The organism is Chroococcidiopsis sp. CCALA 051, from assembly GCF_003015105.1.
GTDB classification, from domain to species: Bacteria; Cyanobacteriota; Cyanobacteriia; order Cyanobacteriales; family Chroococcidiopsidaceae; genus Chroococcidiopsis; species Chroococcidiopsis thermalis.
Genome location: NZ_PYCI01000045.1, coordinates 21,101 through 45,205 on the forward strand (window position 1 = coordinate 21,101; position 24,105 = coordinate 45,205).

The window sequence follows — 24,105 nt, forward strand, 5'->3', positions numbered from 1 at the left end:
TTTTCCACTATTTCTATGTAAGCTCGAAGGGGACATTTGGCTGGTGAGTTACTTGGCATAAATTACTACGCACTCGAAAGAAAAAATTCTTAAAAAAAGTATCAGATAAATGAGCCATTCGGATTCTAAACGCACGGAACCAGAATATCAAACGATAAAGCAAGAGGACGATACACTATCTCGCTCTAGAAATGTAGTATCGGTCGAAAAAACTGGTGAGGTGCAAGACAATTCCCCTCCCGAGCGAGTACGGACAAAACCTTCCTCTAGACAGAAGCGCCAGTGGTTATCAATTATAGGCGCGATCGCTATCCTTCTGGGTGGGGGCTTTTTGGGTTGGCAGTGGTGGCAGCGTCAAGAGCAAGGTCAGTCACCACCAGGACAAAGCCAGCCGCGTGCTGTCCCCGTCAACACGGCAACAGTCACATCTGGCACTATAATTGAAAGCTCGGAATTTATTGCGAATTTGGAGTCGCGGCAGTCGGTGACTCTTTTGCCACAAGTTCAGGGACGAGTCGCGCAAATTTACGTCCAACCAGGTACTCAAGTTAAAGCTGGGCAACCGCTGGTGCAAATCGATCCTGACGAGCAACAAGCCTCTGTATCGGGTGCAGTTGCGGCAGCAGCAGCGGCTCGCGCTCAAGTTGCAACGGCGCAAGCTACATTGCGATCGCTCAGAGCAGAAAGGCAAGCTACTCTATCCGATCTAAGGCTGAGCCAAGAGCAGTACAAACGATATTCTGCTCTAGCTGGTCAAGGAGCAGTATCGCGAGAGACAAGAGACCAATATTACAATCAACTGCAAACAGCTCGTGCTAATTTGAATGCGATCGACAAGCAAATCGAAGCGCAGACATCGGCAGTCGCTCAAGCTCAACAAGCCGTACAGCAAGCAGAGGCAAATACTAACCAAGCACGAGTGCAACTGCAATACTTCCAAGTCAACGCTCCCTTTGCAGGTACGGTAGGCGCGATTCCCGTCAAAGTTGGCGATCTCGTCACACCTTCGACTCAACTAACCACCGTGACTCAAAATCAACCTTTAGAAGTGAACGTCTCTATCCCACGGGAACGGGTGGCACAAGTAGAAATCGGTACACCAGTAGAATTATTAAACGAACAAGGAGAGCAAATCGGTACGAGCAAGGTATTTTTTATCTCGCCCCAAGTGACAAACGATACGCAATCGATCTTAATTAAAGCATTATTTGCCAATTCCCCTACCCAACTCCGAGCCGATAGTTTTGTCCGCGCCAGAGTGATTTGGAACCAGCGACAAGGAATTTTAATTCCCACGACAGCAGTATCGCGGGTTGCAGGGCAAACATTTGTCTATGTGGTGCAACAAACAAAATCCCCAGAAGGGCAAACTCAACTAACGGCTCGACAGCAACTAGTGAAGTTAGGAGACATTCAAGACGATCGCTACCAAGTGCGATCGGGATTGCAACCAGGAGACAGGATCGTTACCTCTGGGCTGCTCAACCTCAGAGATGGCGCTGCGATCGCCCCCGTGCCAGAGCAGGGAGCAGGGAGCGCACGAGCAGGGGAAGAGAGCTGAGCGAGCAGTTTTCTACCAACTACCAATTACCAATTACCGATTACCCCTCATCATGTTCGTAGATTTCTTCATCAAGCGACCTGTCTTTGCTAGCGTTTGTACCATTATCATTCTGTTAGCAGGAGCGATTAGCATTCCCACACTACCTGCTGCTCAGTATCCCGAAATCAGTCCGCCTCAAGTCAATGTCACGGCAAACTACACTGGAGCTAGTGCAGAAATTGTCGAAAATACTGTCACAACTGTATTAGAGCGGGAAATTAACGGCGTTCGCGGTCAGAGGTACATTAGTTCTAGCAGCAATAACGATGGTAGCAGCTCGATTTCAGTCACGTTCGAGCCGACTCGCGACCAAGATTTGGCAGCCGTTGACGTACAAAATCGCGTATCCGTCGCCCAGGCACAGTTACCAGAAGCAGTACAACGCACGGGAGTGACGGTAACAAAGCGGTCTAGCACTCTGTTGTTGGCACTTGGGCTGTTTTCCGAACAGAACAAATACGACCCGATCTTTTTAAGTAATTATGCCGATATTTACCTCGTAGATGCCCTGAAAAGAATTGAGGGCGTTGGCGATATTACAATTTTTGGCGAACGCAGATATGCGATGCGCGTATGGTTAGACCCTAACTTACTCGCCAGTCGCAATCTTACAGCACAAGATGTAGTTGCGGCGCTCAACGAACAAAATATTCAAGTTGGTGCGGGGCGCTTGGGTCAACAGCCGCTCCCTAATAATCAACAATATCAAATCGACGTGCGAGCGCAGAGCCGCCTGCAAGATGTCTCCGAATTTGAAAACATCGTCCTCAAAACTGGTGCAGATGGGACGTTGGTGAGGTTGAAAGATGTCGGACGGGCAGAATTAGGAGCAGAAAACTACGATTCCTTCTTGCGATTTAGGGGACAAGATGCTGTAGGTTTAGGTGTCTATCAGTTACCTGGTAGTAATGCCTTGGAAGTTGCTAGTGCAGTTAAAGCTGAAATTCAAAGACTATCGCAAAGTTTCCCTCCAGGCATGAGGTATGATGTTGCCTTTGACACGACTTTATTCGTGCAAGAATCGCTTTCTGAAGTGGTAATTACGCTATTAATTGCGATCGCTCTAGTTATTACTGTAATCTTCTTGTTTCTGCAAAACTGGCGAATTGCCGTCATTCCTGCGATTACAATTCCTGTCGCTTTGATCGGTACGTTTGCTTTTATCAAAGTCTTCGGATTTTCGATTAATAGCTTGACGCTGTTTGGCTTAACTTTAGCCACAGGGATGGTAGTAGACGATGCGATCGTCGTAGTCGAAGATATTTCCCGCTTGTTGCAACAAGAAAACATGGAGCCGCGTCAAGCTGCATCGGTAGCGATGCACGAACTACTAGGTGCAGTCATTGCCACGTCTTTAGTGTTGATGGCGGTGTTTATTCCCGTAGCTTTCTTCCCAGGCACTACAGGGGCATTGTACCGTCAATTCGCGCTGACGATCGCCTTTTCGATCGCTATCTCTACCTTTCTTGCTATTACGATTACGCCTTCTTTAGCAGGTATTTTACTGAGACGAGAACAAACTACAGGCGGCTGGTTAGGTCGAATTTTCCACCAAATCAATCGTTTTCTTGACTGGTTGCGCCGCGGTTATCAAAAAATTCTCCATCGCCTAGTCAGAATCAAATACATCGTTTTGGCGCTATTTGCTGCTGCGATCGCCTTTACAGCTTGGTTGTTCGTGACTGTGCCTACTGCCTTTTTACCGGAGGAAGACCAAGGATATTTTATTACATTGGTGCAGGGTCCACCTGGAGTTTCTTTAAACTATACAGATGATGTAATGCGGCGAGTCGAGACGCAAATTCTCAAAATTCCCGAAGTGCAATCGACTTTTACTGTCGGTGGTTTTAGTTTTAGCGGCAATACTGCTAATAATGGAATTATTTTTACCTCGCTCAAACCTTGGGATGAACGTCAAGGTACGGGGCAATCAGTCCAAGCGATTACGCAGAAGTTAGGCGGACAATTAGCAGCAATTCCGCAAGCAAGAATTATTCCCACAAATCCACCAGCAATTCCTGGTTTGGGTAGCATTGGTGGCTTTCAATTTCAATTACAAGACAGAGGCAATGTTGGTTTAGATACCTTATTACAAACAGCTAATCAATTAATCGGTAGAGCCAGTCAAACAGAGGGATTGCAAAGAGTATTTACAACTTTTACTGCTAATACACCACAGGTCATAGTAGAAGTCAACCGCAACCAAGCTAAAGCACTACTGGTTTCTATTGACGATATTTATAACACGTTGCAGACTTTTTTAGGTTCGCAGTACGTGAATGATTTTAATTTAGAACAGCGCAGCTATCGCGTTTACGTACAAGCAGATGGACAGTTTCGGAATAACCCCGATGATATTCGCCAGCTCTACGTGCGATCGGCACAGGGAAGGATGATTTCCTTGGCTAATTTAGTGAAGATTACTCCGACAACCGGAGCGCAAACAATTAATCGTTACAATTTATTTCGCTCGATTGAAATCACTGGTTCGGCGGCTGAAGGCTTCAGTTCTGGCGAAGCAATTGACAAGATGGAGCAAATTGCCACTGAGGTGCTACCACCTAATATTGGTTATGAATGGTCGGGAATTACAGCGGAGGAATTAGAGTCTGGCGGACAAGCACCGATCATTTTTGGCTTGGGAATTGTTTTTGTCTTTCTAGTCTTGGCGGCTCAGTATGAAAATTATCTCGATCCGCTAATTATTCTCTTAGCTGTACCGCTAGCTGTTCTGGGTGCATTATTGGCTCTCACTTTACGCGGTTTTCCCAATGATGTTTACGGTCAGGTTGGATTGGTAATGTTAATTGGGTTGGCAAGTAAAAACTCAATTTTAATTGTAGAATTTGCTAATCAATTGCGCGATCGCGGGTTGTCAATTACGCAAGCAGCTTTAGAAGCAGCTCAAGAACGCTTGCGACCGATTTTGATGACGGCAATTTCTACTTTAGTAGGAATTTTCCCCTTAGTTATAGCTACCGGAGCGGGAGCGGGTAGTCGTCAATCTTTAGGTACGGCTGTATTTGGTGGAATGCTGGTAGCTACGGTTTTGAGTTTGTTTGTCGTCCCGATTTTGTACATCACATTTGAGTCATTTGGCGATCGCTGGTTTCATAAAGGTCGCAAGTCTAAACGTTCTCAACAACAATTATCAGATCCAGCACGGGAGTCAGAAGTCACTCGCTAAGTTTTACTTGTTTAATTACCACCTTCAAAGGTAGTCATTAAGTCTGACAGCAACGTATCAAACCTAACTTATACCAATTCTATTTATCCTTGCACTAAATCGATCGCTCATAGCCCCCCTTGTTAAGGGGGGTTGGGGGGATCTTCCGTGGCGCAGTCAGATCAAAATGGTATTAAGAGAAATTCTAAAAATTCTAGTTGTTTACTACTCGATGTAGGGTCATACCTGGAAACTAGCGCAAGCGGTTGCTGAAGGAGCAAACAAAATTCCTGGAGCTGAAGTCATGCTGCGTCGGGTTCAGGAATTTGAAGCAGTCGATCGCATCATTGACCAAAACGAAGCGGCTCGCTAAGTGAGACAGCAACAGCAGGACATTCGATACTTGCTTGAGGCACGACCCTTTCAGCAATGATGCATTACCATTTGCTACAGACGAGCGTTCAATGATGCACTGCTACGCGTGACACCTGAAACACGCGAGCTGCAACGGATTTACTCATACCATAATCGATCTGCATTCACGACTCGATACCGCAGTGCTTCTTGTGCTGATGCTGACAAGTGGCGAGCGTCTTTGAGTTTTATAGCATACTCTCGACGTAGCTACACTTACTACGTTAACTAAGCTCTGCTCTAGCTAGTAAGAATTAAAAGACGTTTAAGTATCTTAAGTAAGAAAGTAGTAGTGCTTGGTATTTTTATACGGCTTAGTATCTTAATACCAACTTTTTACTATATAATGGCAATAATAATACATGTTATTGCAAATAATTTAAATTTTTGTTACGCTGTTTATCATTCGCTTGGACAATATTCTGTGGGGGGGTATTCTAAAAAACAGAAGAGATGTACTACTAAAACGAAAAGAAAATTACTAGTTTTAATATATTCATGAGGTAGAATTTCATCACAAGTATCGCTGAATACTTGATTACCATACTGATTTCTGGTATCTAACGCTGCCAAAAAAACAATAGAGTATGTCATGAAATGAAGACATCAATTAAAAAAATCAAAAAACAAACAATAAAAATTTCTATACTGTAGTTGATATATTGGCTATTTAATTTAGCTAGTGGCTCGCTTTAAGACAACTAATTGCTTTGTCTGGAAATGCTTGCTGCAATCCAACTAAATTTGCGATCGTTTTAAATCTGTCTACATGGCTAGGAATTTCGCCAACTAGTCAAATGGCTCTTTGCAGATTTTTCATAACTATTCAATTCAACTCAATTTTTATTCCTTATATTTATTGACATATGGCACGACGATCCCTACAAGCATCTACTACAGGTATTGAAAAAGCGAAAAGGGCTTTTAGACATACGCAATGGACGCAAGAAGATCTAGCATGTGAAGTTGGAATTGAAACACGCCAACCAATATGGAAGTTTTTCGCAGGCAAACCGATTGAGCGACAGACATTTCTAGAAATTTGCTTTCGTCTAGGTTTAGATTGGCAAGAGATCGCAGCTCTACCGACTGATACCATATCGGCAAATAAAGAGGATGAGAAAGATGAGAAAGCGAATCTCGATGCCTTAGTACGAGCAGCGCGATCGCATTGTCACGATAGAATTCAAGCAGAGTATGGCGCTATACGTTTATTAGATACAGCCCGACCAATAGAGTTAGAAAATATTTATATTAAAGTTGATGTATTCGAGAACGTTACAAGTAATAGACGGTTAGACAAATCTCATTTAAATTGCTCTAGCGTCGAAGATTCGAGCTGCCAGATTTGTAATGAAGTTCGTCAAAAACACGTCTCAGCAGCACAGGTAATTGAAACTTATTCTAAGCTGACGATTCTAGGTAAACCAGGGTCTGGCAAAACCACACTTTTGCAGTACATTGCTATTCAATGCAATCGGGGTGGCTTGTTTCCAGATCGACTACCAATCTTTATCCGACTAAGAAGCTTTGCCGAGGAGACCAGCAAGACTCAACATTTTAGTTTATTCAGCTATATTAGTCAAGAGTTATGTAAAATCGGGTTTTCTGAGCCGCAGATTGAAACTTTACTTCATCACGGTCAAGCATTGTTTCTACTGGATGGCTTAGATGAAGTAGAAGAAGAGTATAGAGCAGAGGTTCAGCAACAGATTAGTGTTTTGTCAAAAGATTATGACAAAAATCAGTTTATAGTTTCCTGTCGCACTTCCACACCGTGGTACTGGCTTGAGAAATTTACTGATGTTGAGATAGCTGATTTAAACTTCTCTCAAATCGAAGCATTCGCTCAGCAGTGGTTTGTAAACGTCAGTAATAACCCCAGAGAACAAGGGTTAGTACAAGCAGATCGGTTTCTAAAAGAACTAAAGCTGCCTGAAAATCAGTCAATTTATAGTCTTGCTAGAACACCTCTTTTTCTGCACCTAGCTTGTTCTCTATTTCAAACTAATTTAAGCTTTTCTGCTCAACACGCTGAGTTATACAAACAAGCATTAGATATTTTGTTAGTTCGGTGGGATCGCGTGAGAGGAATCAAACCAGATAAAAGCCTCTACCAGTTATCTTTACCTCATAAGATAAAATTACTCAGTCAGATTGCTGCTATTACCTTTGAGCAAGACAACTACTTTTTTACACAGAGTAATCTCTTGCACTATATCAAAGACTATCTTCGCGCTTTACCCAATACTCCATCTGATTCAGAAGAACTTTACTTCATTAGTGAAACAGTGCTAAGGTCGCTTTTGGTAGAACATGGAGTCATAGTAGAACAAGCTCAAGCAATCTACTCATTCTCATATCCCACTTTTCAAGAATATTTCACGGCTAGAAATATTGTTGCTAATCTTGAGCCAGAAGCTTTAAATAGAAATCTGAAGCAGTTGACTATCCACATGAGCGATCCTCGCTGGCATGAAGTGTTTCTATTCGTTATGGAAATGATAGAAGATGCCGATCCTCTAATTCAGTTAATGCAACAGCGTAGCGATGAGCTGGTAGATGCTGATGAGAAATTGCAGCAGTTTCTGATCTGGCTTCAGCAGAAATCTCTTTCAGTCGAAGTACCTTACGAACCTGCCGCAGTTCGTGCTTTTTATCTATCGTTGGAGCTTCACGGCGAATCAGAACCAGTTTACGACTTGTCTCTCTCCATTGAGATCGATCCAAGACTTACGAGTAAACTGACTTACGATCTATATTTGGATCTAGCTTTGAAACGCTTGCTATCCATAGGACTTACTATCTGCGATCGCCCGTCTGAGGAACAAATCCTTGCTATAATCTCTGCTTTTCCCTATAAGATAGACCTCGATTGTCACTCCAAATTGCAAAATTTACTCCAAGAACTGAGAGAACAGCTACCCACCCCTCAACAAAGCCAAGAAAAGCTCAAGGAATGGTGGAGTATCAATGGTCAAACTTGGGTTGAGGAGATGAGGTCTCAGCTCCTCTGGGAGCGTAATATCGGTTACCAGTGGCAGTTTAGCGAATATCAGAAGGCATTACTTCAGCAATACTACGTTGCTAAGTACTTAGTAGTAAAGTGCCTTAAAAAGAGTCGTGAAATCAGTTTTACCGTACGAGCAAAAATTGAGGAAATATTGCTTTTACCAGCATTACTGAAAGTTTTGCAATAGGGGATAATCTTCTGGACTTGTTACTGAGTTGTATTCTACTGTTAAAGGTTGTCTTTAGGACACGTTACAGATAATCAAAATTAGCCGAAAGAACAGAAGCGGCGAGGAATAGAATAGCTCAACTGCTGAAGGCAATAGCGGCAGGGGTAACAACAGTGTATTGTGCATTTTTTAGGTTCTACCTGTCGGTAGTGCTACCTATTGTGTTGAGCCAATACCTAATTCTCCTTGTCCACTTCAACAGGGAGAATGTTGACGATATCAAGAGCGAGTGCTGAAAAATTTCGAGAAAAAAGCTCAAGCCTTTGGCATAGAACTCATTTTTATTTCTCTATCTACTGAAGGTTTTTCTTAAAATGCTACAGCAGTAATGCAGCTTTTTATTACATTCGATACAAAAAATCAGCAAAATCTTCTCTGAAACCGCTCGATATTTGAGAATCACTTAACTCAAACAAAAAACAAACAACTCATACAAGTTGTACATAAAGTCATTCACTTTCTGAGACGCGATCGCGAATAGGCTGTTTGCATACTGTTATAAGTAGCGTACTACCGAGCAACAAGCAGTAAATTAGTTTATACATTCGCAAGCTTGGTAATTTAACACATCTTTTCTTGACTATACCAAATTTATACTGCCTTATGTCTATAGCACTTCCTAAGTTAAATCCTCATAAATCATTGACCAATCGTGGGCGTTGGCAATTTTATTTAACCCTTGGATTAATTACTAATGCAACTATTTGGATTTCTGCTTTACTTTATCTCAAGTTTGTGCCGCCGACATATACTAGTCATTCAGCGATCGCCGTGCCTGGAGAGGGTTCATCTGTTAATGTTAATTTGCCTAACATTGGAGAAGCTTCTTATCAAAATTCTACTCCGTACTCTGGCGGTTCTACTCAAGATCCAAGAGAAAATTACAAATTTATAGCTGAAAGCCTACCTATACTGAAAGAAGCAGCGCAGCATCTGAGTATGTCTTCAAAGCAGTTTGGTAAGCCACAGATTAAGCTAGTAGTCAATAGTGCTATTATGGAGGTAAATTTTAAAGGTGCTAGTCCGCAGGAAGCTCGAAATAAATCTTTGGCTTTTTACCAAGTTTTTGAAACAAAGCTCGATCGAATTAGAAGTCAAGGAGTAACTCGAAGAAATGTAGCTTTTCAAATAGCTCTTGATACTTCTAAAAAAAAGCTGGAAATTGCTCAAAAACGTCTTTCAAATTATAAAATTCATTCAGGATTAAACTCTAGCGAGCGACTCAGAGAGCTTTTAGGAACTATTGAACAATTACGTAGACAAAAAGCTGAAGTTTTAGCTCAACAGCAGCAAGCCAACGATCGTTTGAAACAAATATCAGCCGATCTAAATTCATCAGCTCAACTGGTAGCAGATGCTTTGACCTTGAAAACAGATCGAGTATTTCAGCAGAACTTAAAAGATTATAGTGAAACGAAGGCTGCTCTGGATGTTTTAAGCTCCAAGTTTTTGCCTAATGCCCCTATAGTGGTCGAACAGGAAGCTAAGAGAGAAGCAGCTGAAAAAGCCCTTCTAAACCAGAGTCAGTTTCTCTTAGGAAGACAAATCAGTTTGGCGAGCCTGCGGCAGTTGGATCTTAGTAGCAACTCTGACTCAGCACGAGAGCAGTTATTCCAGCAATTAATGATAGTTCGCGCAGATCGAACAGGGCTTCAAGGTCAAGCTCAGAGACTAGACAAGCAAATTATTCAATTTGAAGACAGACTAAAAAAATTGACAGAGCAAGAAAATACTCTAGATGCTCTCAAGCGAGATGTAGAAGTTGCTAAAGCAGTTTTCTCCTCTAACCTAGCAAAATTAGATCTTGGAAAATCAAACATTTTTGGCTCCTACCCATTAATGGAAATTGTTACAGAACCTACTTTAGCTGATACTCCCAGTTGGCCGAGACAGGAATTTGTTTTGGTAGGCACGATATTATGCTCCTTGTTTGTAAGTACGGGACTAGGATTGCATTGGTTGCGCCAAGGTAAAACATCAACAGGCAAATGAGTTTATTCTGTGCGTTCAAAGCATATACAACTGCGATTAAGCTCCAACTCATTACTAAAATTTTACAGGGAAGGGAAATCTCCTGAAAATGGCACCTCAAAACTTTGAAGAAAAAGTAGTTTGGTACTCCCTAATAGGAACGTATATATTCTTTTTATTGGGAGCGCAATATGTTGTCATACCCGCGATCGCTTGGTTGCTGACGTTATATGTATGTAAAAAACTTTGGATTCAAACCGATAAGACTTTAGAAGAAGAAAAAATTGTTATTCCCCTTTCAATTTGGATTTGGCTTATTTCTATAATCATTATGGGATTGGGCATGATTGTTGGTCACGTAGACTTTGAATTAGGGTTATTTAAGATAATTGCCTCAACAGCTAACTGGGCTAGGCGGTGGTCTCTCTGGGCACTATTTCCTCTAATTAGTTGTCTCAATATCAGACCAGCACTGATTTACCGAGGAGTTTGTATCCTTTGTTTACAAAGCTTAGTTATAATTCCCATTGCATACATATTAATAGCTTTAAATATCCCAGATAGTGCATACATCTCTCCACTAAAGTTTTTAGGAGGTGGACCTATGTATTATGCAATATCACTTCATAGTTTTGATATTGATACTAACCAAATTCGTCTATCCCTGTTTGCTCCTTGGGCTCCTGCTTTAGGATTAGTTGCTAATATCTACTTCTTACTTGTGCGTGAAGAACAGAATAAAAGATGGCGATGGATAGGCATAATTAGTTGTATTGCTATGATTGTACTTTCAGTTTCGCGATCGGCTATTTTATGTCTTTTTATCATTCCATTTTTAACTTTGGTTCTAAAAAAAATCAACCAGCCTCTAGTCCACGTTATTCTAGGAATATCAAGTTTCTTTGGTGCCGTTTTTGCGAGTCTAGCGATCGAACTATTGGAACTTTTTGAGAAGCTATTTAATAGTAGTAGAGCCAGCTCTTCAAAAGTTAGAAAAACTTTAAGTGACATGGCTCTATACAAATGGGAAAAAGAGGCTCCTATTTGGGGACATGGAGCTACTGAAGAAAAAGGTCCTATTATTGTAGCATCTATGCCTATTGGTAGTCATAGTACATGGTCTGGTCTTTTATACGTTCAAGGACTAGTGGGTTTTATCGCGTTTATATTTCCTCTTTTGTGGAGCTTTATAGATCTGCTAATGAAAGCACAAAGGACTAAGAGTGCCGAGATTGGATTGAGTATATTGTTAGTATTATTTATATTCACTTTTAGTGAAAATATAAGTGATTTGGCTTATCTTTACTGGGCAGGTTTATTAATAATAGGAATTGCTTTTAAAGGTAAATAAATGATAAATTGTATTCTCGATCGTGCAAACAATTTATAGATCGCGATTTCTATTACGCAGAAAAGTATTGTAAAAACAAGTCGCGTATACCTGAAACATAAACAAAAATAGAGCTGACTTTGAAAAACTACTAAAAATGAAACCTAAAATACTTCAGATTGCAGGAGATAACCAGATGGGTGGAATTAAATTCACCCTTGATGGATTAGTGAATTCTTACTTATCTAAAGAGTTTGAGTTTAGTGTTTTGTCTCTTAATTCAAATAAGTCGATTTTCAAGTGTTTATGTTTAAAGCCAGATGTCATTATGTGTAGTCAGGCTTCTCGTCTAAAAAATTTGCCAGTTTTAAGACTGCTAAAACTACTAAACCCTCATGCTAAAATCATTATCCGCGAACACCATTATTCCCAAGGTTACGAACAGTTTAATGTCTCTAATAGAATCCAGTTTCATGAAATGTTGAAACTAAATTATGGCTTATCAAACCAAGTGATAGCAATTTCACAAGCCCAGGTAAAATGGATGGCAAAAAATTCTTTAGTTTTACCTAAAAAGTTAACATTGATTCAACAGTGTACGCCTATACAGAAACTTTTTACAATTACTCAAAAACCTAGAGACAAAACTCTAGTTTTAGCAGCATATGGAAGGTTTTGCTCGCAAAAAGGATTTGATATTTTGCTCAAGGCTTTAAAAATGCTTCAACACATCCCAATCAGACTATACCTTGGTGGCGAGGGATTGCAAGAAAATGAACTCAAGCAATTAGCTCGCGGATTAGAAAACACTAAATTTGTGGGACGTGTTGACGACCTATCTAGTTTTTTGCTGAGAGCTGATGTTGTAGTGATTCCCTCCCGTTGGGAACCTTGGGGCAACGTTTGCTTAGAGGCTAAAGCAGCAGGTAAGCCAGTTATTGCTTCCAATATCGATGGCTTAACCGAACAAGTTCAAAACTGTGGTATTCTCACGCCTCCAGACAATCCTCAAGCATTAGCTCAAGCAATTCAGTATTTTGCTTCACTGCCACAAACTCAAATAGAAACCTGGGGAAGTAAAGGTCGAGAGTCGGTTAAAGGAGCTTGGGATCGATATTTAAGTCAATGGCGAACTTTGCTTTGGGAGGTTCTAGAGCTTTGATTAACTTACTATGGCAGAAATCATCGAGTCCGTTTCTTCGTAATATGAGTTGGCTAGGAGCTTCAGAACTCTTTATTCGTATTACCCGCCTACTCACTGTTATTGTCTTAGCTCGTTTACTTAAACCCTACGATTACGGTTTAGCCGCACTCGTACTGACAACAAATGAATTTGTCGATGTTTTCACTCATAATGGAGTTTGGGCTAAGCTAGTTCAAGTCGATGCAAAAGATTTAAAAAACTTTTGTCAAACTGCTTTTTGGCTAAATTGGTTGATTTGTGGTTTACTATTCATCGTTCAATGCCTAGTTGCCTTTCCAGTTGCCTGGTTCTATCGTGACAATCAAATTATTCTGCCTATTTGTGTTTTAGCTTCCATCTATTTAATACTTCCCATTTCTCTAGTTCAAGCAGCGCTAATTCAGCGAGAAAATCGTTTACATGTGAGTGCAATTATCAGTGGCTTACAAAATTTAATTGCCAGCATACTATCTGTTGTCTTAGCTTTTTTAGGTTTTGGTATGTGGGCTATGGTTTTACCAAGAGTTTTAGTAGCTCCTATTTTCGTTGTCGGTAACTATATTTATCACGACTGGCGACCTTCTCGAATTTTGACCGTGAAGCATTGGCAAGAAATTATTAAATTTGGTCAAACTATTCTTGGGATTGAACTATTGAACACTTTGAGAAATAATTTAGATTACATTATAGTAGGACGTTTTCTAGGAGTTCAAGCTTTAGGAATCTATTACTTTGCTTTCAATGCTGGACTGGTACTTACTCTTAGTGTAGCTAGTGCTATAGATCGAGCGCTTTTTCCTCATTTATGTGATGCTCGCACAAACTTGAAACAATTTCGATGCCGTTATCTCAGTAGTTTAAAAACAATTGCTGTAGTTATCGTGCCTTTGATTCTATTGCAATCTAGCCTAGCTCCTTTCTACGTTCCCATTATTTACGGGCATAAATGGATTGCTGCAATTCCCATTCTAATCTTAATTTGCTTGTCAGGAATTCCTCGTCCTTTCGCCACTGCCGCCTCGTTGAGTATATGGGCACTAGATAAGCCACACTGGGACCTCGCATGGAATTTTTTCTTCACGGCAATTTTCGCCTTAGCAGTATCCATCGGTACTCACTGGAACATTTTAGGAGTTGCGGCAGCAGTTTTGCTAATTCATGTAACGGCTCTACCAGTTTATACGTTTAGAGTGACACGGTATGTTTTCCGAAGAACAGTTTATTAAATTAGCAAATTAGGAAGGAATAATGGCAGGACTATATGCAGTTATAGGGAATGTAGAAAGAAATCGGATTGTCAAAGCGGCACAACGCCTCAGCTTTTTTTCCGATGAAGACACGCAGATAATTCACGAGAGTGGCATTGCAGTGGCTTGGGTCAGCCACGACGACCCATCTCTATTTGGTTCGGCGTGTGACCCGCAAACAGGGGTTCGCGTCATCACCTCAGGCAGAGTCGCTTGGGACGAACCAGATTGGCAAAGAGCAGAAACCATGCATCAGTATAAGGGTGGCTTGAGCAATCGCCTGATTCTCGAACGCTATTTATCTGGTGGCGTAGCGGCAGTCGAACGACACAATGGTGCCGCAGTAGTGTTAATTTGGGATCCCAGACAGCAGTGCATCCACTTATTGACCGACCATTTCGGCTTCCATCCCGTGTTTTTGTATCGCCCCCAGGTTGTAGAAGGTTGCGTCATCTCGACATTTCCCGATGCTATAGCCGACGATCGCGCCGTGCAGACAACTACCGATTACGTCTCGATGGCGGAGTTTTTACGGGAATGGCAAGCCACCCCTCCCCACACTTACTACAATGAAATCAAATACGCCGGAGCTGCTAGTCATTGGTGTTGGAACATTTCAAATCATACGTTTAACTGCCGCGAGTATTGGAAGCCTTTTCAGAATCCACCGTCACTCAACTTTGAAACAGCTGTAGAAGAACTATCTGAAGCTGTTACCAACGCGATTCGGATTCGGACTCTGCCTCGTTTAGCCCCTGTAACAATCTATACGAGTGGTGGTCTAGACTCGCGAGTTCTCCTTTTTTCTGCTGCTGACAAGTCCTGCGTGCATGGTGTCAATCTCTACGATGCAGTCAATCAGGAAGCTAACTTAGCTCAACAACTGTGTGACGCAGCCGGGGTCAAATACGTTGGTTTTGCCAGAGATGATGATTATTATCCAAGATGGATGCGCCAAGGCGTTCGCCTCTCTGGTGCAATGTGGTCGGCGGAGGATAATCATTTTCTGGGAACTCGCGATCTCATTCAACAAATCGGCACTCGCACTGTTATGTCAGCCTGCGCAACTGACCTACTATTTAAAGGCTATACCCTCGACAAAGAGCATAGGCGCTTGATGGGACGAACTTTACCGATTTTCAAGTATAAAAACAGCCGAACCAACAGCTTTTTACCTTACCCTGAATATCAACAACCATCCTCACCTACTAAATTCAATCAACAGATTGACGGGCGTTTTAGAGAGTGGTTTGAAGGTACGCCGTCCATTCTCACTTCTGACGAGGATCGACTCAGAGTTGAAGACAAAAGATCTCGTCCAGTATGCTATGTTTCGGCACTTTCCGGTCAAGTGATGTTCCGCATTTTTCCTTATGATACTTTCCTCGCGGATCGAGCAATTGCTGACTGCTACAGTCGCATACCTGCTCAGTGGAAATTGAATACTAAATTGTGGGGAACGGTGGTAGCTCGGATTTGTAGTTCTGCTAACGTGACTACCAGTTATGGCTGGCGACCGAATGCTTCTCATGTAGAAAAACTTCTGGTTCGTGCTAGAAGTGGAATGCAACGACGACTGGGATTAACGCCTAAGATAAACAATCAAGGTCCTGCCACAGATGGTTCTTGGCCCAACTTAGGTTGGTATATTTGCCACAGTTCTACACTGCGGCAAATGTGGGAAACCACTCCTTTAGGCGATCGCCAATTAATGACAGATTTGTGGGGAAGTAATCCATGGCAAGTGCCTTTGGAGCAGTGGGCAAAATCTCCCTATGATTTCTTTCGCATAGTAACCCTACTCAACTATTGGTCTGTTCGCTACGAAACAAAGTACTGTGAGGAAATGGCATGGCAGGACTGTATGTAGTTGTAGGGAATGTAGAACAAAGACGCATCAACAAAGCGGCAGAGCGTCTAACCTTCTTTACAGATGAATACACGCAGATTGTGCGCGAGCCGGAAATGGCAGTGGCTTGGGTCAGCCACGACGACCCATCTCTATTTGGTCCGGCGTGTGACCCGCAAACCGGAGTTCGCGTTATCACCTCAGGCAGAGTCGCTTGGGATGAACCAGATTGGCAAAGAGCAGAAACCATGCATCAGTACAAGGGTGGTTTGAGCAATCGTCTGATTCTCGAACGCTATTTGTCTGGTGGGATAGCGGCGGTCGAACGACACAACGGTGCCGCAGCAATGTTAATTTGGGATCCCAGACAACAACAACTGCACCTGTTGACAGATCATTTTGGCTTCCATCCCGTGTTTTTGTATCGCCCCCAGGTTGTAGAAGGTTGTGTCATCTCGACTTTTGCCGATGCTATAGCTGACGATCGCGCCGTGCAGACAACTGCCGATTACGTCTCGATGGCGGAGTTTTTACGGGAATGGCAAGCCACCCCTCCCCACACTTACTACAACGAGATCGAATACGCTAGAGCTGCTACTCATTGGTGTTGGCAGCTGCCAGAGCGTACTTGTCGTCAGCGTCAATACTGGCAGCCCTTTCAATATGGCTGGTTTCCAGATCTACAAACAGCTGTCGAACAACTCTCAAATGCTGTTCGTCACGCCATTCGCATCCGTACCCTTCCCCGCCTTGGTCCTATTGTCAGCTACACTAGTGGCGGCTTGGATTCACGCCTAGTTCTCTTCTCTGCTGCTGATAGATCCTGTATATATGGCGTAAATCTCTACGACACACCCAATCAGGAAGCTAACCTAGCTCAACAACTCTGTGAAGCAGCAGGAGTCAAATACGTCGGTTTTGCTAGAGATGATGACTATTATCCTAGATGGATGCGCCAAGGTGTACGTCTGTCTGGAGCAATGTGGTCGGCTGAAGATAATCATTTTCTGGGAACCCGTGACTTGATTCAGCAAATGGGTGTTCGCACCGTACTAACAGCTTGTCCGGTAGATATGGTGTTGAAGGGAGATGCCTTAGAAAGAAGTCTTCATCAGTTTTTTAGAGATCGCATTCCAATTTTCAAGTTTGATAATCGGCGCATCAATGGATTCTTGGCAGAGTATCCTCAGCGAAAGTCACCACCAGAATTTTCTATGGAGATCGAGCAACGCTTGAAGGAATGGTTTGGCGATACACCATTAGATTTAATTTCTGACAAAGACCGACTGTTAGTAGAAGATAAACGTATCCGACCAGGATGTTATCAAGCAGCTACAGTCGATAGTTTGATGTTTCGGATATTTCCTTTCGATGTTTTTATGGCAGATCGAGCAATTGCAGATTGCTACAGCCGCATACCTGCTCGATGGAAGTTGAATACTAAATTGTGGGGATTGGTAGTAGCTCGGATTTGTGGCGATAGAATTACAGATGCTAACTTCGGTTGGCGACCGAATGCTTCTCATGTAGAAAAGCTATTGATTCGAGCTAAAAGTCGAGTATGGCGAAGATGCCAATCAACCTCTAGAAATCGAGACCGGGGTCCCGCTACAGATGGTTCTTGGCCCAACTTAGGTTGGTATGTCACTCACAGTAATACTTTACGCGAAATGTGGGAAAGTACGCCAGCGAAAGAACGACAGTTAATCTCTGTTCTTTGGGGTAGCGATCCTTGGAGCGTGCCACTTTCAAATTGGGCTAACCCACCAACACCACATAAAAAAGGAACAATCCATATTAATTCACCCTACGCTTTGTTCCGTATTCTAACTTTATTGAACTATTGGGCAGTGCGTCGGTATTAACAGCAGAAGCGTTTACATACAAATCTTAACATTTACAATGCATAAACTCAGTATGAAAAAAGTTTCCGTCATTCTACCTGTATACAATGTCGAGCAATACGTAACTGAAGCGGTTAATTCTGTATTAGCACAGACTTATCCATACTTTGAGTTAATTGTAATTGATGACGGTTCTACCGATCGCAGCATGACAATTTGTCAGCAATTCACCGACCCAAGAATTAAATTCATTCACCAGCAGAATCGCGGCTTAGCCGGAGCTAGAAATACTGGTATTCGTTATGCTCAAGGTGAATATTTAGCTTTTTTAGATAGCGACGATCTCTGGTTACCGGAAAAGCTAGAGAAACACGTTGCTCATTTAGACAATTCGCCAAATGTGGGGGTAAGTTTTAGCCGCTCTGCTTTTATCGACCAGCAAGGCAAACCTTTAGGTTTATATCTTTTGACTGAAATTGAGGGAGAAATGACTTTCCGTCGTATGCTTTGCCGAAATCCTGTTGGTAACGGTTCGACAGTTGTGATTCGCCGAAAAGTATTTGAAGCTCTTCGTTTCCGAGACAATCTTTACGGTACTGAAGAAGATTTTTATTTTGACGAACGCTTCCGCCGCTCGGAAGATTTTGAGTGCTGGCTGCGGATTACTGTCGCCACGAATTGGCAATTTCAAGGTATCCCTGATGCTCTAACCCTATATCGAGTCAATCTAGAAAGCCTCTCAACTGATTTGCGCGAGCAGTTGCGATCGTGGGAACAAGTGATGGAAAAAGCACGCTCTTATGCTCCAGAACAAATCGCTCGCTGGGAAAAGCCAGCTAGAGCTTTCAATTTCAGGTATCTAGCGCATAGAGCAGTGATGTTGAAAACAGGCTCAATGGCTGTAGAGTTTATCAATCGAGCTGTGGTAAGTTACTGGCATATCGTACTTGAAGAGCCAGGTAGAACACTGCTAACTCTAGCGGCTGCTTATTCCTTATGGTTGCTACCTCAGCCTTTCTATTGCCAAGTTGAAGCTCTTGCCATAAAAATGAGAGCTACTTGGCAAAAACGTCAAATTCAAAAAGAGCAGTCTAGAAGATTGGTAACAGTAGCTGTCATTGCTGAGTCTTGACAAAGATAGACTTGTAGATTGCGATCGCTAGCCTTGTAGAGCGCGATCGCTCATTAAAACTTCTTTATTGAAACTTCCTAATTACCACAGAATTCAGGGTGATGTACGCATTAGCAAGTAGCTGTTTTTAAGAGCATTACCTCTTCTTTGCGTATTCATACTGTATCCAATTTTAATATATCTATTTCATGGTGATTGACCTTACTACAGATTATATTCGATCGTCTTCAGCAAAATTGCTGAAACATAAATCAGTGAAAATTATCTTAGAAAGATATGAAATATTGCATTATTTTTATTTTATGTTTGCTGATATAAAATAAATTATGAAATACTAATAAGTTAGATTGAAAACTGCTACACTATCACATTGCTATTGAATATTTATGTGCGGTGTGAATGGATTAATCGCTATTTTTATACGAAATAGTTTTGCAGGTTTATAACTCTATCGCTCGGATTTATCATAAACATTTTGCAAAAGCGATTGTTACTGAATTTGACTATTAAAGCAATTTCTCATTTTCTAATTGAAATCGGAGTACGTCATGATAAAAAATTGCGTTTGTCTGCAAAAGTGGCAGAAACTGGCTTTGCAAGTCATCATTAATATATCTGTATTATCACTTCCAGGCTGCGCGATCGCCAAACCTCCTGGAACAGGATGGCAGATGACATTTCATGATGAATTCAATGGTACGACACTCAATACTCATAAGTGGAATACCTGCTACTGGTGGGCAACTACGGGCTGCAAGCTCAACGGAGATATGGAGATTCAATGGTATCAAACAGATGACGTAATAACTCGAAAAGGAAAACTGCGTTTACGCGCTCAACGGCGTAGTATGAATGGCTACAACTACACTGCTGGAATGGTCTCCTCTCATGACAAATATTCATTTAAATATGGCTATATAGAAATGCGAGCCAAAATGCCAAAAGGCAGTGGTCTTTGGCCCGCATTCTGGCTCATCCCACAGCGAAGAAATGTGTGGCCTCCAGAGCTTGATGTTATGGAATATCTCGGTCACGATCCTCAAGGCGTTTACATGACCATCCACTATAAAACAGCTAACGGCAAGGCAAACTCAGGTACCTATTGGAATGGTCCTGATTTCTCTGCAGACTATCATACATTTGCCATGCAATGGGAGCCAGATCGCATCGTCTGGTATATAGATGGCGTGGAACGCAAGCGATATGAAGTTGCTGCAAACATTCCAGCAGAACCCTTGTACATTGTTGCCAACTTAGCAGTCGGTTCTGCTTGGAAAAATATGCCTCCCGATCGCACTACATTTCCCAAGTACTATCTCATTGACTATATTAGAGTGTGGCAACGCAAGTCAGGACGATGATTGTAGCTTGCGTTGACTTTAGCCTGTAATAGAAACTCGTTTGGAGCGAGTTTTCACTTGCAATTAGCAAATGGCGGGGATGACTTCAAAAACTACTTTGCTGTCAATTTCGCCGTACCTAGTGTCTGCTTAATGACGAACTTGGCAAGCGGAGCTAAACGTACAGATACTAGAGTTAGAAGCGATCGCGGATCGCGGTAGAAAATTGAGCGATCGCAAGCTAGAGCGCGATCGATAAAATCGCAGGCTTGTGCTGTATCGCCAGATGTTATAGATAACCGAGCCAGATAGCGATACATATAAGCATATGCCGTTGAAAGAACTGGTTTCAATCGTTCTGGGGAGCGTCTATATGCATTCTCAATTGCGTGTTCGTAACAGAGTTGCATTTGCCGTACATCAAATGAAACTCCAGCGCGGCGAACTCGATAATAGCATAAGGTTTGGGGCAATCGATAGAAGTTCCAGTGCTGCATAGATGCAATTCTTAACCAGAAATCTAAATCCTCGCAACCGCGACCGCGTAACATTTCATTAAATCCACCTACTTGGTCAAATAAGCAACGACGAAAGACTGCGTTAGAGCCATGACCGATGAAATTCTTGTAAAGCAAAGCTATGAGGGGATCGGATGCAATCGGTTGACCGCTAAGGTATATAAAGGTTGGATGCCCATCCTCACGAATTGCCCGCGAAGCACTATATACAACTCCTACCTCTGAAATACTATCGAGTAAAGCAATATGTGTTGCTAGCTTATCAGGCTTGTAGACATCATCGGCATCCAGTAGAGCGATATAGTCAGTACGCGCATGGCGAACACCATAATTGCGAGCTGAAGAGAGACCACCATTCTGTTTTTGTAGCAACTGAAAGCGGCAGTCGCGTTGACAAAATGGTTTAACAATCTCTGCCGTATCGTCAGTAGAACCGTCATCAACAACAAGCACCTCAAATTCTTGCAAAGATTGACGCTCTAACGAAGTCAACGCATCCTTAATGTACGAACGAACGTTATAGGCGGGAACTACAACACTAACTTTAGGGGTAATCATCATGAAAAAACTCTACAATGAAATGTTGCGATCGAGCTGGTGATGTCCGATGCGGTTTGAGAAGTCACCAGCTATCTAATTGAACCAAGATCTCTGAATTTCTACAAAAGAGCGGTCGTTTTTGTATGTAAAGACGCTCCTAAAGACATAGAGCGATCGAGTAAAACCGCTTTTTCCTTGAAGTACTCAATCGTTTGTTGATTAAGCCATTTTTTATGTAGTAGAACTTCATCTAAGTTCATCCCTGTTGATTTTTGCTCAGAACGAGCAATCTCAACTTGCGCTTGAGTCAACAATCCCGCTTCAACCAAACAATGACCAAAATGCTTCGTGCTTGAGTAAATTTCTGCCGAAGAATCGTATTCTAGCTTGCAGGTTGATAATGCGTTTGAGCTACCTCGATCCTTCAAGCAAGAGTATCTCGTAGTTCGCATACATTCTACTTTTAGCTGCGAGCCGTACAACTTAGCTAAAGCAACTTGAAATGCAAACGCTGGATTGCCGAATAAATATCGCGCTGCAAGGCGTTTAGGTTCACAGCACAAGCGATATAACCACTCCAATCCAAGATTTGATAGCAATTTCGGGCAATCTCTGACAACACCTGCTAGTCTGTCAATAATTGCTCCGCCACACATAATTGCATGAACGTTGAGATAGTCGCGATGCAACCGAATCCAATTTTCTTGCAGTGGCATCCCCATACCCACTATTAAAATGTCAGGTTTTGCCGAGTTGATTTGCCGAATAACTGTCTCATTCTGATGAGGATCGTCCGTCTTAAAGTATCCATGATGTCCAGACAATTTGAGGCTTGGATATCGTTTCCTTAAGCGGTCGAGAGCTACTTCTAGATGTTGAGGCTTCGAGCCTAGTAGAAAAATGGAAAAACCATGCTGATAGCAGTGTTGCAATAATGATGGCATCAAGTCAGTATAAGAAGCTCTGTACTGTATGGGTAACTCTAATCCCATATACGACATTGCTTTTAAAATACCTGAGCCATCACAGTGAGCAATCTCTACCTCTTGGAGGAAATTATAAAACCAAGGAAGTTGCATTGAGAGGTTAAACCCGTGCGCGTTGTAATGTGCGATTACAATCTTTTTCTTTGTAAAGCACGCTGTATGAATTGCTTCAACAATAGCTGAAACAGTCATGCAGGTAACTCGTCGGTTCAACAGATACACGTTGAGGTTTGGAAGCTCTTCGAGGTTATGAATGTTTAATTGTTCGAGCATTTCAATTAATAGTTGATTCAAAAGATTTTGTCAGCAATACTCAATTGAAGCCACAGCTATTCCTTTGTTAGAGCTAAACTCTTAGCTACGATGTTATAAAGTGTGCTACATGGCTTCATAGGTGCAAGCCTCGACTCTACCTAATTCAATATTGGTTTATTTTCGGTTTTAAGTCAGAATTATCGCGGTGTCCTATTTTGAGTAAACATCTTGCCTAAATTCAAGTATGCCAGCAGCTTATTTGCGTTTGTGTTCAATAAAGTGTCTAACTTAATGTGTGAGTTGTATGAATTGTTTGCATTTTTGTTTGTTCTGAGCGGTTTGTAAGTACTAGATTAATTTTGGAAAACTTCGCTTTAACGTTCGCTCGAAAATGATAAATTTATGCTATTATAATCCCAGCCTTGCTATGAGAGTGAGGCAAATATTGTACCTACATAGGCTAGAAGCTTACACCAGCTCAATTTAAAATTATACATGTTGCTGACCCCGCCCAACCATCTGTATCCGCCTTACAAAGGAGGAAGAAAAAGAGCCATATGTGACAGGGTTTATTTTATGTAACCTCACAAAAAATTGCTCTCGCTCTACAAATCATTTAGAAGTACTATATGTTGCTACACGTAGTATTAGTGTAGAAAAACTGATACTATTTAGATTTATTGTTGTAACCTTTAATCTTGAATTGATAGAAGTAATAGTGCTTAATGGAAGGGTTCTCTATATAACAATGCCTTAAGCTATTTCTATAATTGTTTATAGGTACGTAGATATAGATTATCTGAAGACAACTATGCTAAAGAGACAAACGCTACTTTTCTTAATAATAGTTAGATTGTGTTTTGGCGATTCTTAGAACTATATCACTAGCTCGTATATTGTACACGAGTTAACCTATTTACATAATTAAATTTTATCATTGCATTTTTATGATTGTGCCATTAACTGATTAAGTAAAAAACAAGTTTAGACTTTGTTGATGATTGAAGCTTAATCAAAACCGAATAGATAACAAAAGATTTTATAGAACTTCTCTCAGTTTGTATAACTCACACAAAAACGAATACAAATCATACAACTTTTATAGTAAGTTATACCTATTTTTATACGCGATCGCAAACAACCTATTTGCATACTTGAATTAGAAAAAGCTGATATCTTGAACTCCTTGTCATTTTCAAAAAAAATTTATCAGCAAATGTTTTAAATAGAGCATTCTCTTAATGTAACTAGGATGCAACCTACCTAATTCAGAAAACATAACTATTGTATAGGTTAAGGAATTTATGAACAGTAGTAAATATCGTAATCACAGAAACTTAGCAACAATTATTTCCTTTATATTTAATTTCTTGACTTTCAAGAGCTGGAAAATTATTTCTAGAGATAGATATAGGAATAATGAAACAAAAGAGTCAACGACTGAAGCGATCGCCTCATCTTACTTCCCAAGTGCCTACTCCAATG

At 41.6% G+C, this 24,105-nt stretch carries 14 protein-coding genes; 12 read left to right on the top strand and 2 right to left on the bottom strand.

Annotated elements, in window-relative coordinates; translation table 11 throughout:
* Positions 1-109 precede the first annotated feature (109 nt).
* From C7Y66_RS13185 to C7Y66_RS13240, 11 genes are all read left to right on the top strand, one after another.
* The gene (locus C7Y66_RS13185) at positions 110-1,561 is read left to right on the top strand and encodes an efflux RND transporter periplasmic adaptor subunit (RefSeq protein ID WP_106545927.1); all 1,452 of its coding nucleotides are present in this window, start codon (positions 110-112) and stop codon (positions 1,559-1,561) included.
* Between the two features lie 52 nt (positions 1,562-1,613).
* Complete coding sequence (locus tag C7Y66_RS13190) at positions 1,614-4,790, top strand: efflux RND transporter permease subunit (protein ID WP_106545928.1); 3,177 nt, start codon at positions 1,614-1,616, stop codon at positions 4,788-4,790.
* A gap of 1,259 nt (positions 4,791-6,049) precedes the next feature.
* Positions 6,050-8,383 carry an NACHT domain-containing NTPase gene (locus tag C7Y66_RS13200; RefSeq protein ID WP_106545929.1) on the top strand — a complete coding sequence of 778 codons (2,334 nt, stop codon included), beginning with the start codon at positions 6,050-6,052 and terminating at the stop codon, positions 8,381-8,383.
* Positions 8,384-9,028: 645 nt separating this feature from the next.
* Positions 9,029-10,417 (top strand): hypothetical protein, encoded by a 1,389-nt coding sequence (locus C7Y66_RS13205; RefSeq protein ID WP_106545930.1) that lies wholly within the window; start codon positions 9,029-9,031, stop codon positions 10,415-10,417.
* Positions 10,418-10,505: 88 nt separating this feature from the next.
* Entirely contained in the window at positions 10,506-11,747 is a 1,242-nt protein-coding gene (locus C7Y66_RS13210) for an O-antigen ligase (protein ID WP_106545931.1), read from the top strand.
* Between the two features lie 136 nt (positions 11,748-11,883).
* Entirely contained in the window at positions 11,884-12,888 is a 1,005-nt protein-coding gene (locus C7Y66_RS13215; RefSeq protein WP_106545932.1) for a glycosyltransferase family 4 protein, read from the top strand.
* Positions 12,852-14,135 carry a lipopolysaccharide biosynthesis protein gene (locus C7Y66_RS13220; RefSeq protein ID WP_106545933.1) on the top strand — a complete coding sequence of 428 codons (1,284 nt, stop codon included), beginning with the start codon at positions 12,852-12,854 and terminating at the stop codon, positions 14,133-14,135. Before C7Y66_RS13215 ends, C7Y66_RS13220 begins: the two co-directional genes overlap by 37 nt.
* 22 nt (positions 14,136-14,157) lie before the next feature.
* Positions 14,158-16,026, top strand: coding sequence for an asparagine synthase-related protein (locus tag C7Y66_RS13225; RefSeq protein WP_106545934.1), 1,869 nt, complete (start codon positions 14,158-14,160; stop codon positions 16,024-16,026).
* A complete protein-coding gene (locus C7Y66_RS13230) occupies positions 16,008-17,870 on the top strand; it encodes a hypothetical protein (RefSeq protein WP_106545935.1) in 1,863 nt (620 codons plus the stop codon). Before C7Y66_RS13225 ends, C7Y66_RS13230 begins: the two co-directional genes overlap by 19 nt.
* A gap of 52 nt (positions 17,871-17,922) precedes the next feature.
* Positions 17,923-18,981, top strand: coding sequence for a glycosyltransferase family 2 protein (locus C7Y66_RS13235; protein WP_106545936.1), 1,059 nt, complete (start codon positions 17,923-17,925; stop codon positions 18,979-18,981).
* A gap of 548 nt (positions 18,982-19,529) precedes the next feature.
* On the top strand, positions 19,530-20,342 hold the full coding sequence (locus tag C7Y66_RS13240) for a family 16 glycosylhydrolase (RefSeq protein WP_106545937.1): 813 nt from the start codon (positions 19,530-19,532) through the stop codon (positions 20,340-20,342).
* A gap of 92 nt (positions 20,343-20,434) precedes the next feature.
* Here C7Y66_RS13240 and C7Y66_RS13245 read toward each other — a convergent pair whose 3' ends face one another.
* Both C7Y66_RS13245 and C7Y66_RS13250 read right to left on the bottom strand, forming a co-directional pair.
* Entirely contained in the window at positions 20,435-21,400 is a 966-nt protein-coding gene (locus tag C7Y66_RS13245) for a glycosyltransferase family 2 protein (protein ID WP_106545938.1), read from the bottom strand.
* 98 nt (positions 21,401-21,498) lie between these two features.
* Positions 21,499-22,659, bottom strand: a complete 1,161-nt coding sequence (locus tag C7Y66_RS13250) for a WecB/TagA/CpsF family glycosyltransferase (protein ID WP_233222668.1) — start codon at positions 22,657-22,659, stop codon at positions 21,499-21,501.
* A 1,265-nt stretch (positions 22,660-23,924) separates the two neighbouring features.
* Here C7Y66_RS13250 and C7Y66_RS32465 point away from each other — a divergent pair.
* A partial coding sequence (locus C7Y66_RS32465; RefSeq protein ID WP_233222669.1) for a hypothetical protein occupies positions 23,925-24,105 on the top strand: 181 nt, incomplete at its 3' end.

Coding starts and splice junctions, on each gene's coding strand:
- C7Y66_RS13215 (WP_106545932.1), top strand. CDS start 11,884: ATGAAACCTAAAATACTTCAGATTGCAGGAGATAACCAGATGGGTGGA.
- C7Y66_RS13230 (WP_106545935.1), top strand. CDS start 16,008: ATGGCAGGACTGTATGTAGTTGTAGGGAATGTAGAACAAAGACGCATC.
- C7Y66_RS13245 (WP_106545938.1), bottom strand. CDS start 21,400: ATGATGATTACCCCTAAAGTTAGTGTTGTAGTTCCCGCCTATAACGTT.
- C7Y66_RS13235 (WP_106545936.1), top strand. CDS start 17,923: ATGAAAAAAGTTTCCGTCATTCTACCTGTATACAATGTCGAGCAATAC.
- C7Y66_RS13225 (WP_106545934.1), top strand. CDS start 14,158: ATGGCAGGACTATATGCAGTTATAGGGAATGTAGAAAGAAATCGGATT.
- C7Y66_RS13200 (WP_106545929.1), top strand. CDS start 6,050: ATGGCACGACGATCCCTACAAGCATCTACTACAGGTATTGAAAAAGCG.
- C7Y66_RS13205 (WP_106545930.1), top strand. CDS start 9,029: ATGTCTATAGCACTTCCTAAGTTAAATCCTCATAAATCATTGACCAAT.
- C7Y66_RS13185 (WP_106545927.1), top strand. CDS start 110: ATGAGCCATTCGGATTCTAAACGCACGGAACCAGAATATCAAACGATA.
- C7Y66_RS13210 (WP_106545931.1), top strand. CDS start 10,506: ATGGCACCTCAAAACTTTGAAGAAAAAGTAGTTTGGTACTCCCTAATA.
- C7Y66_RS13240 (WP_106545937.1), top strand. CDS start 19,530: ATGATAAAAAATTGCGTTTGTCTGCAAAAGTGGCAGAAACTGGCTTTG.
- C7Y66_RS13190 (WP_106545928.1), top strand. CDS start 1,614: ATGTTCGTAGATTTCTTCATCAAGCGACCTGTCTTTGCTAGCGTTTGT.
- C7Y66_RS13220 (WP_106545933.1), top strand. CDS start 12,852: ATGGCGAACTTTGCTTTGGGAGGTTCTAGAGCTTTGATTAACTTACTA.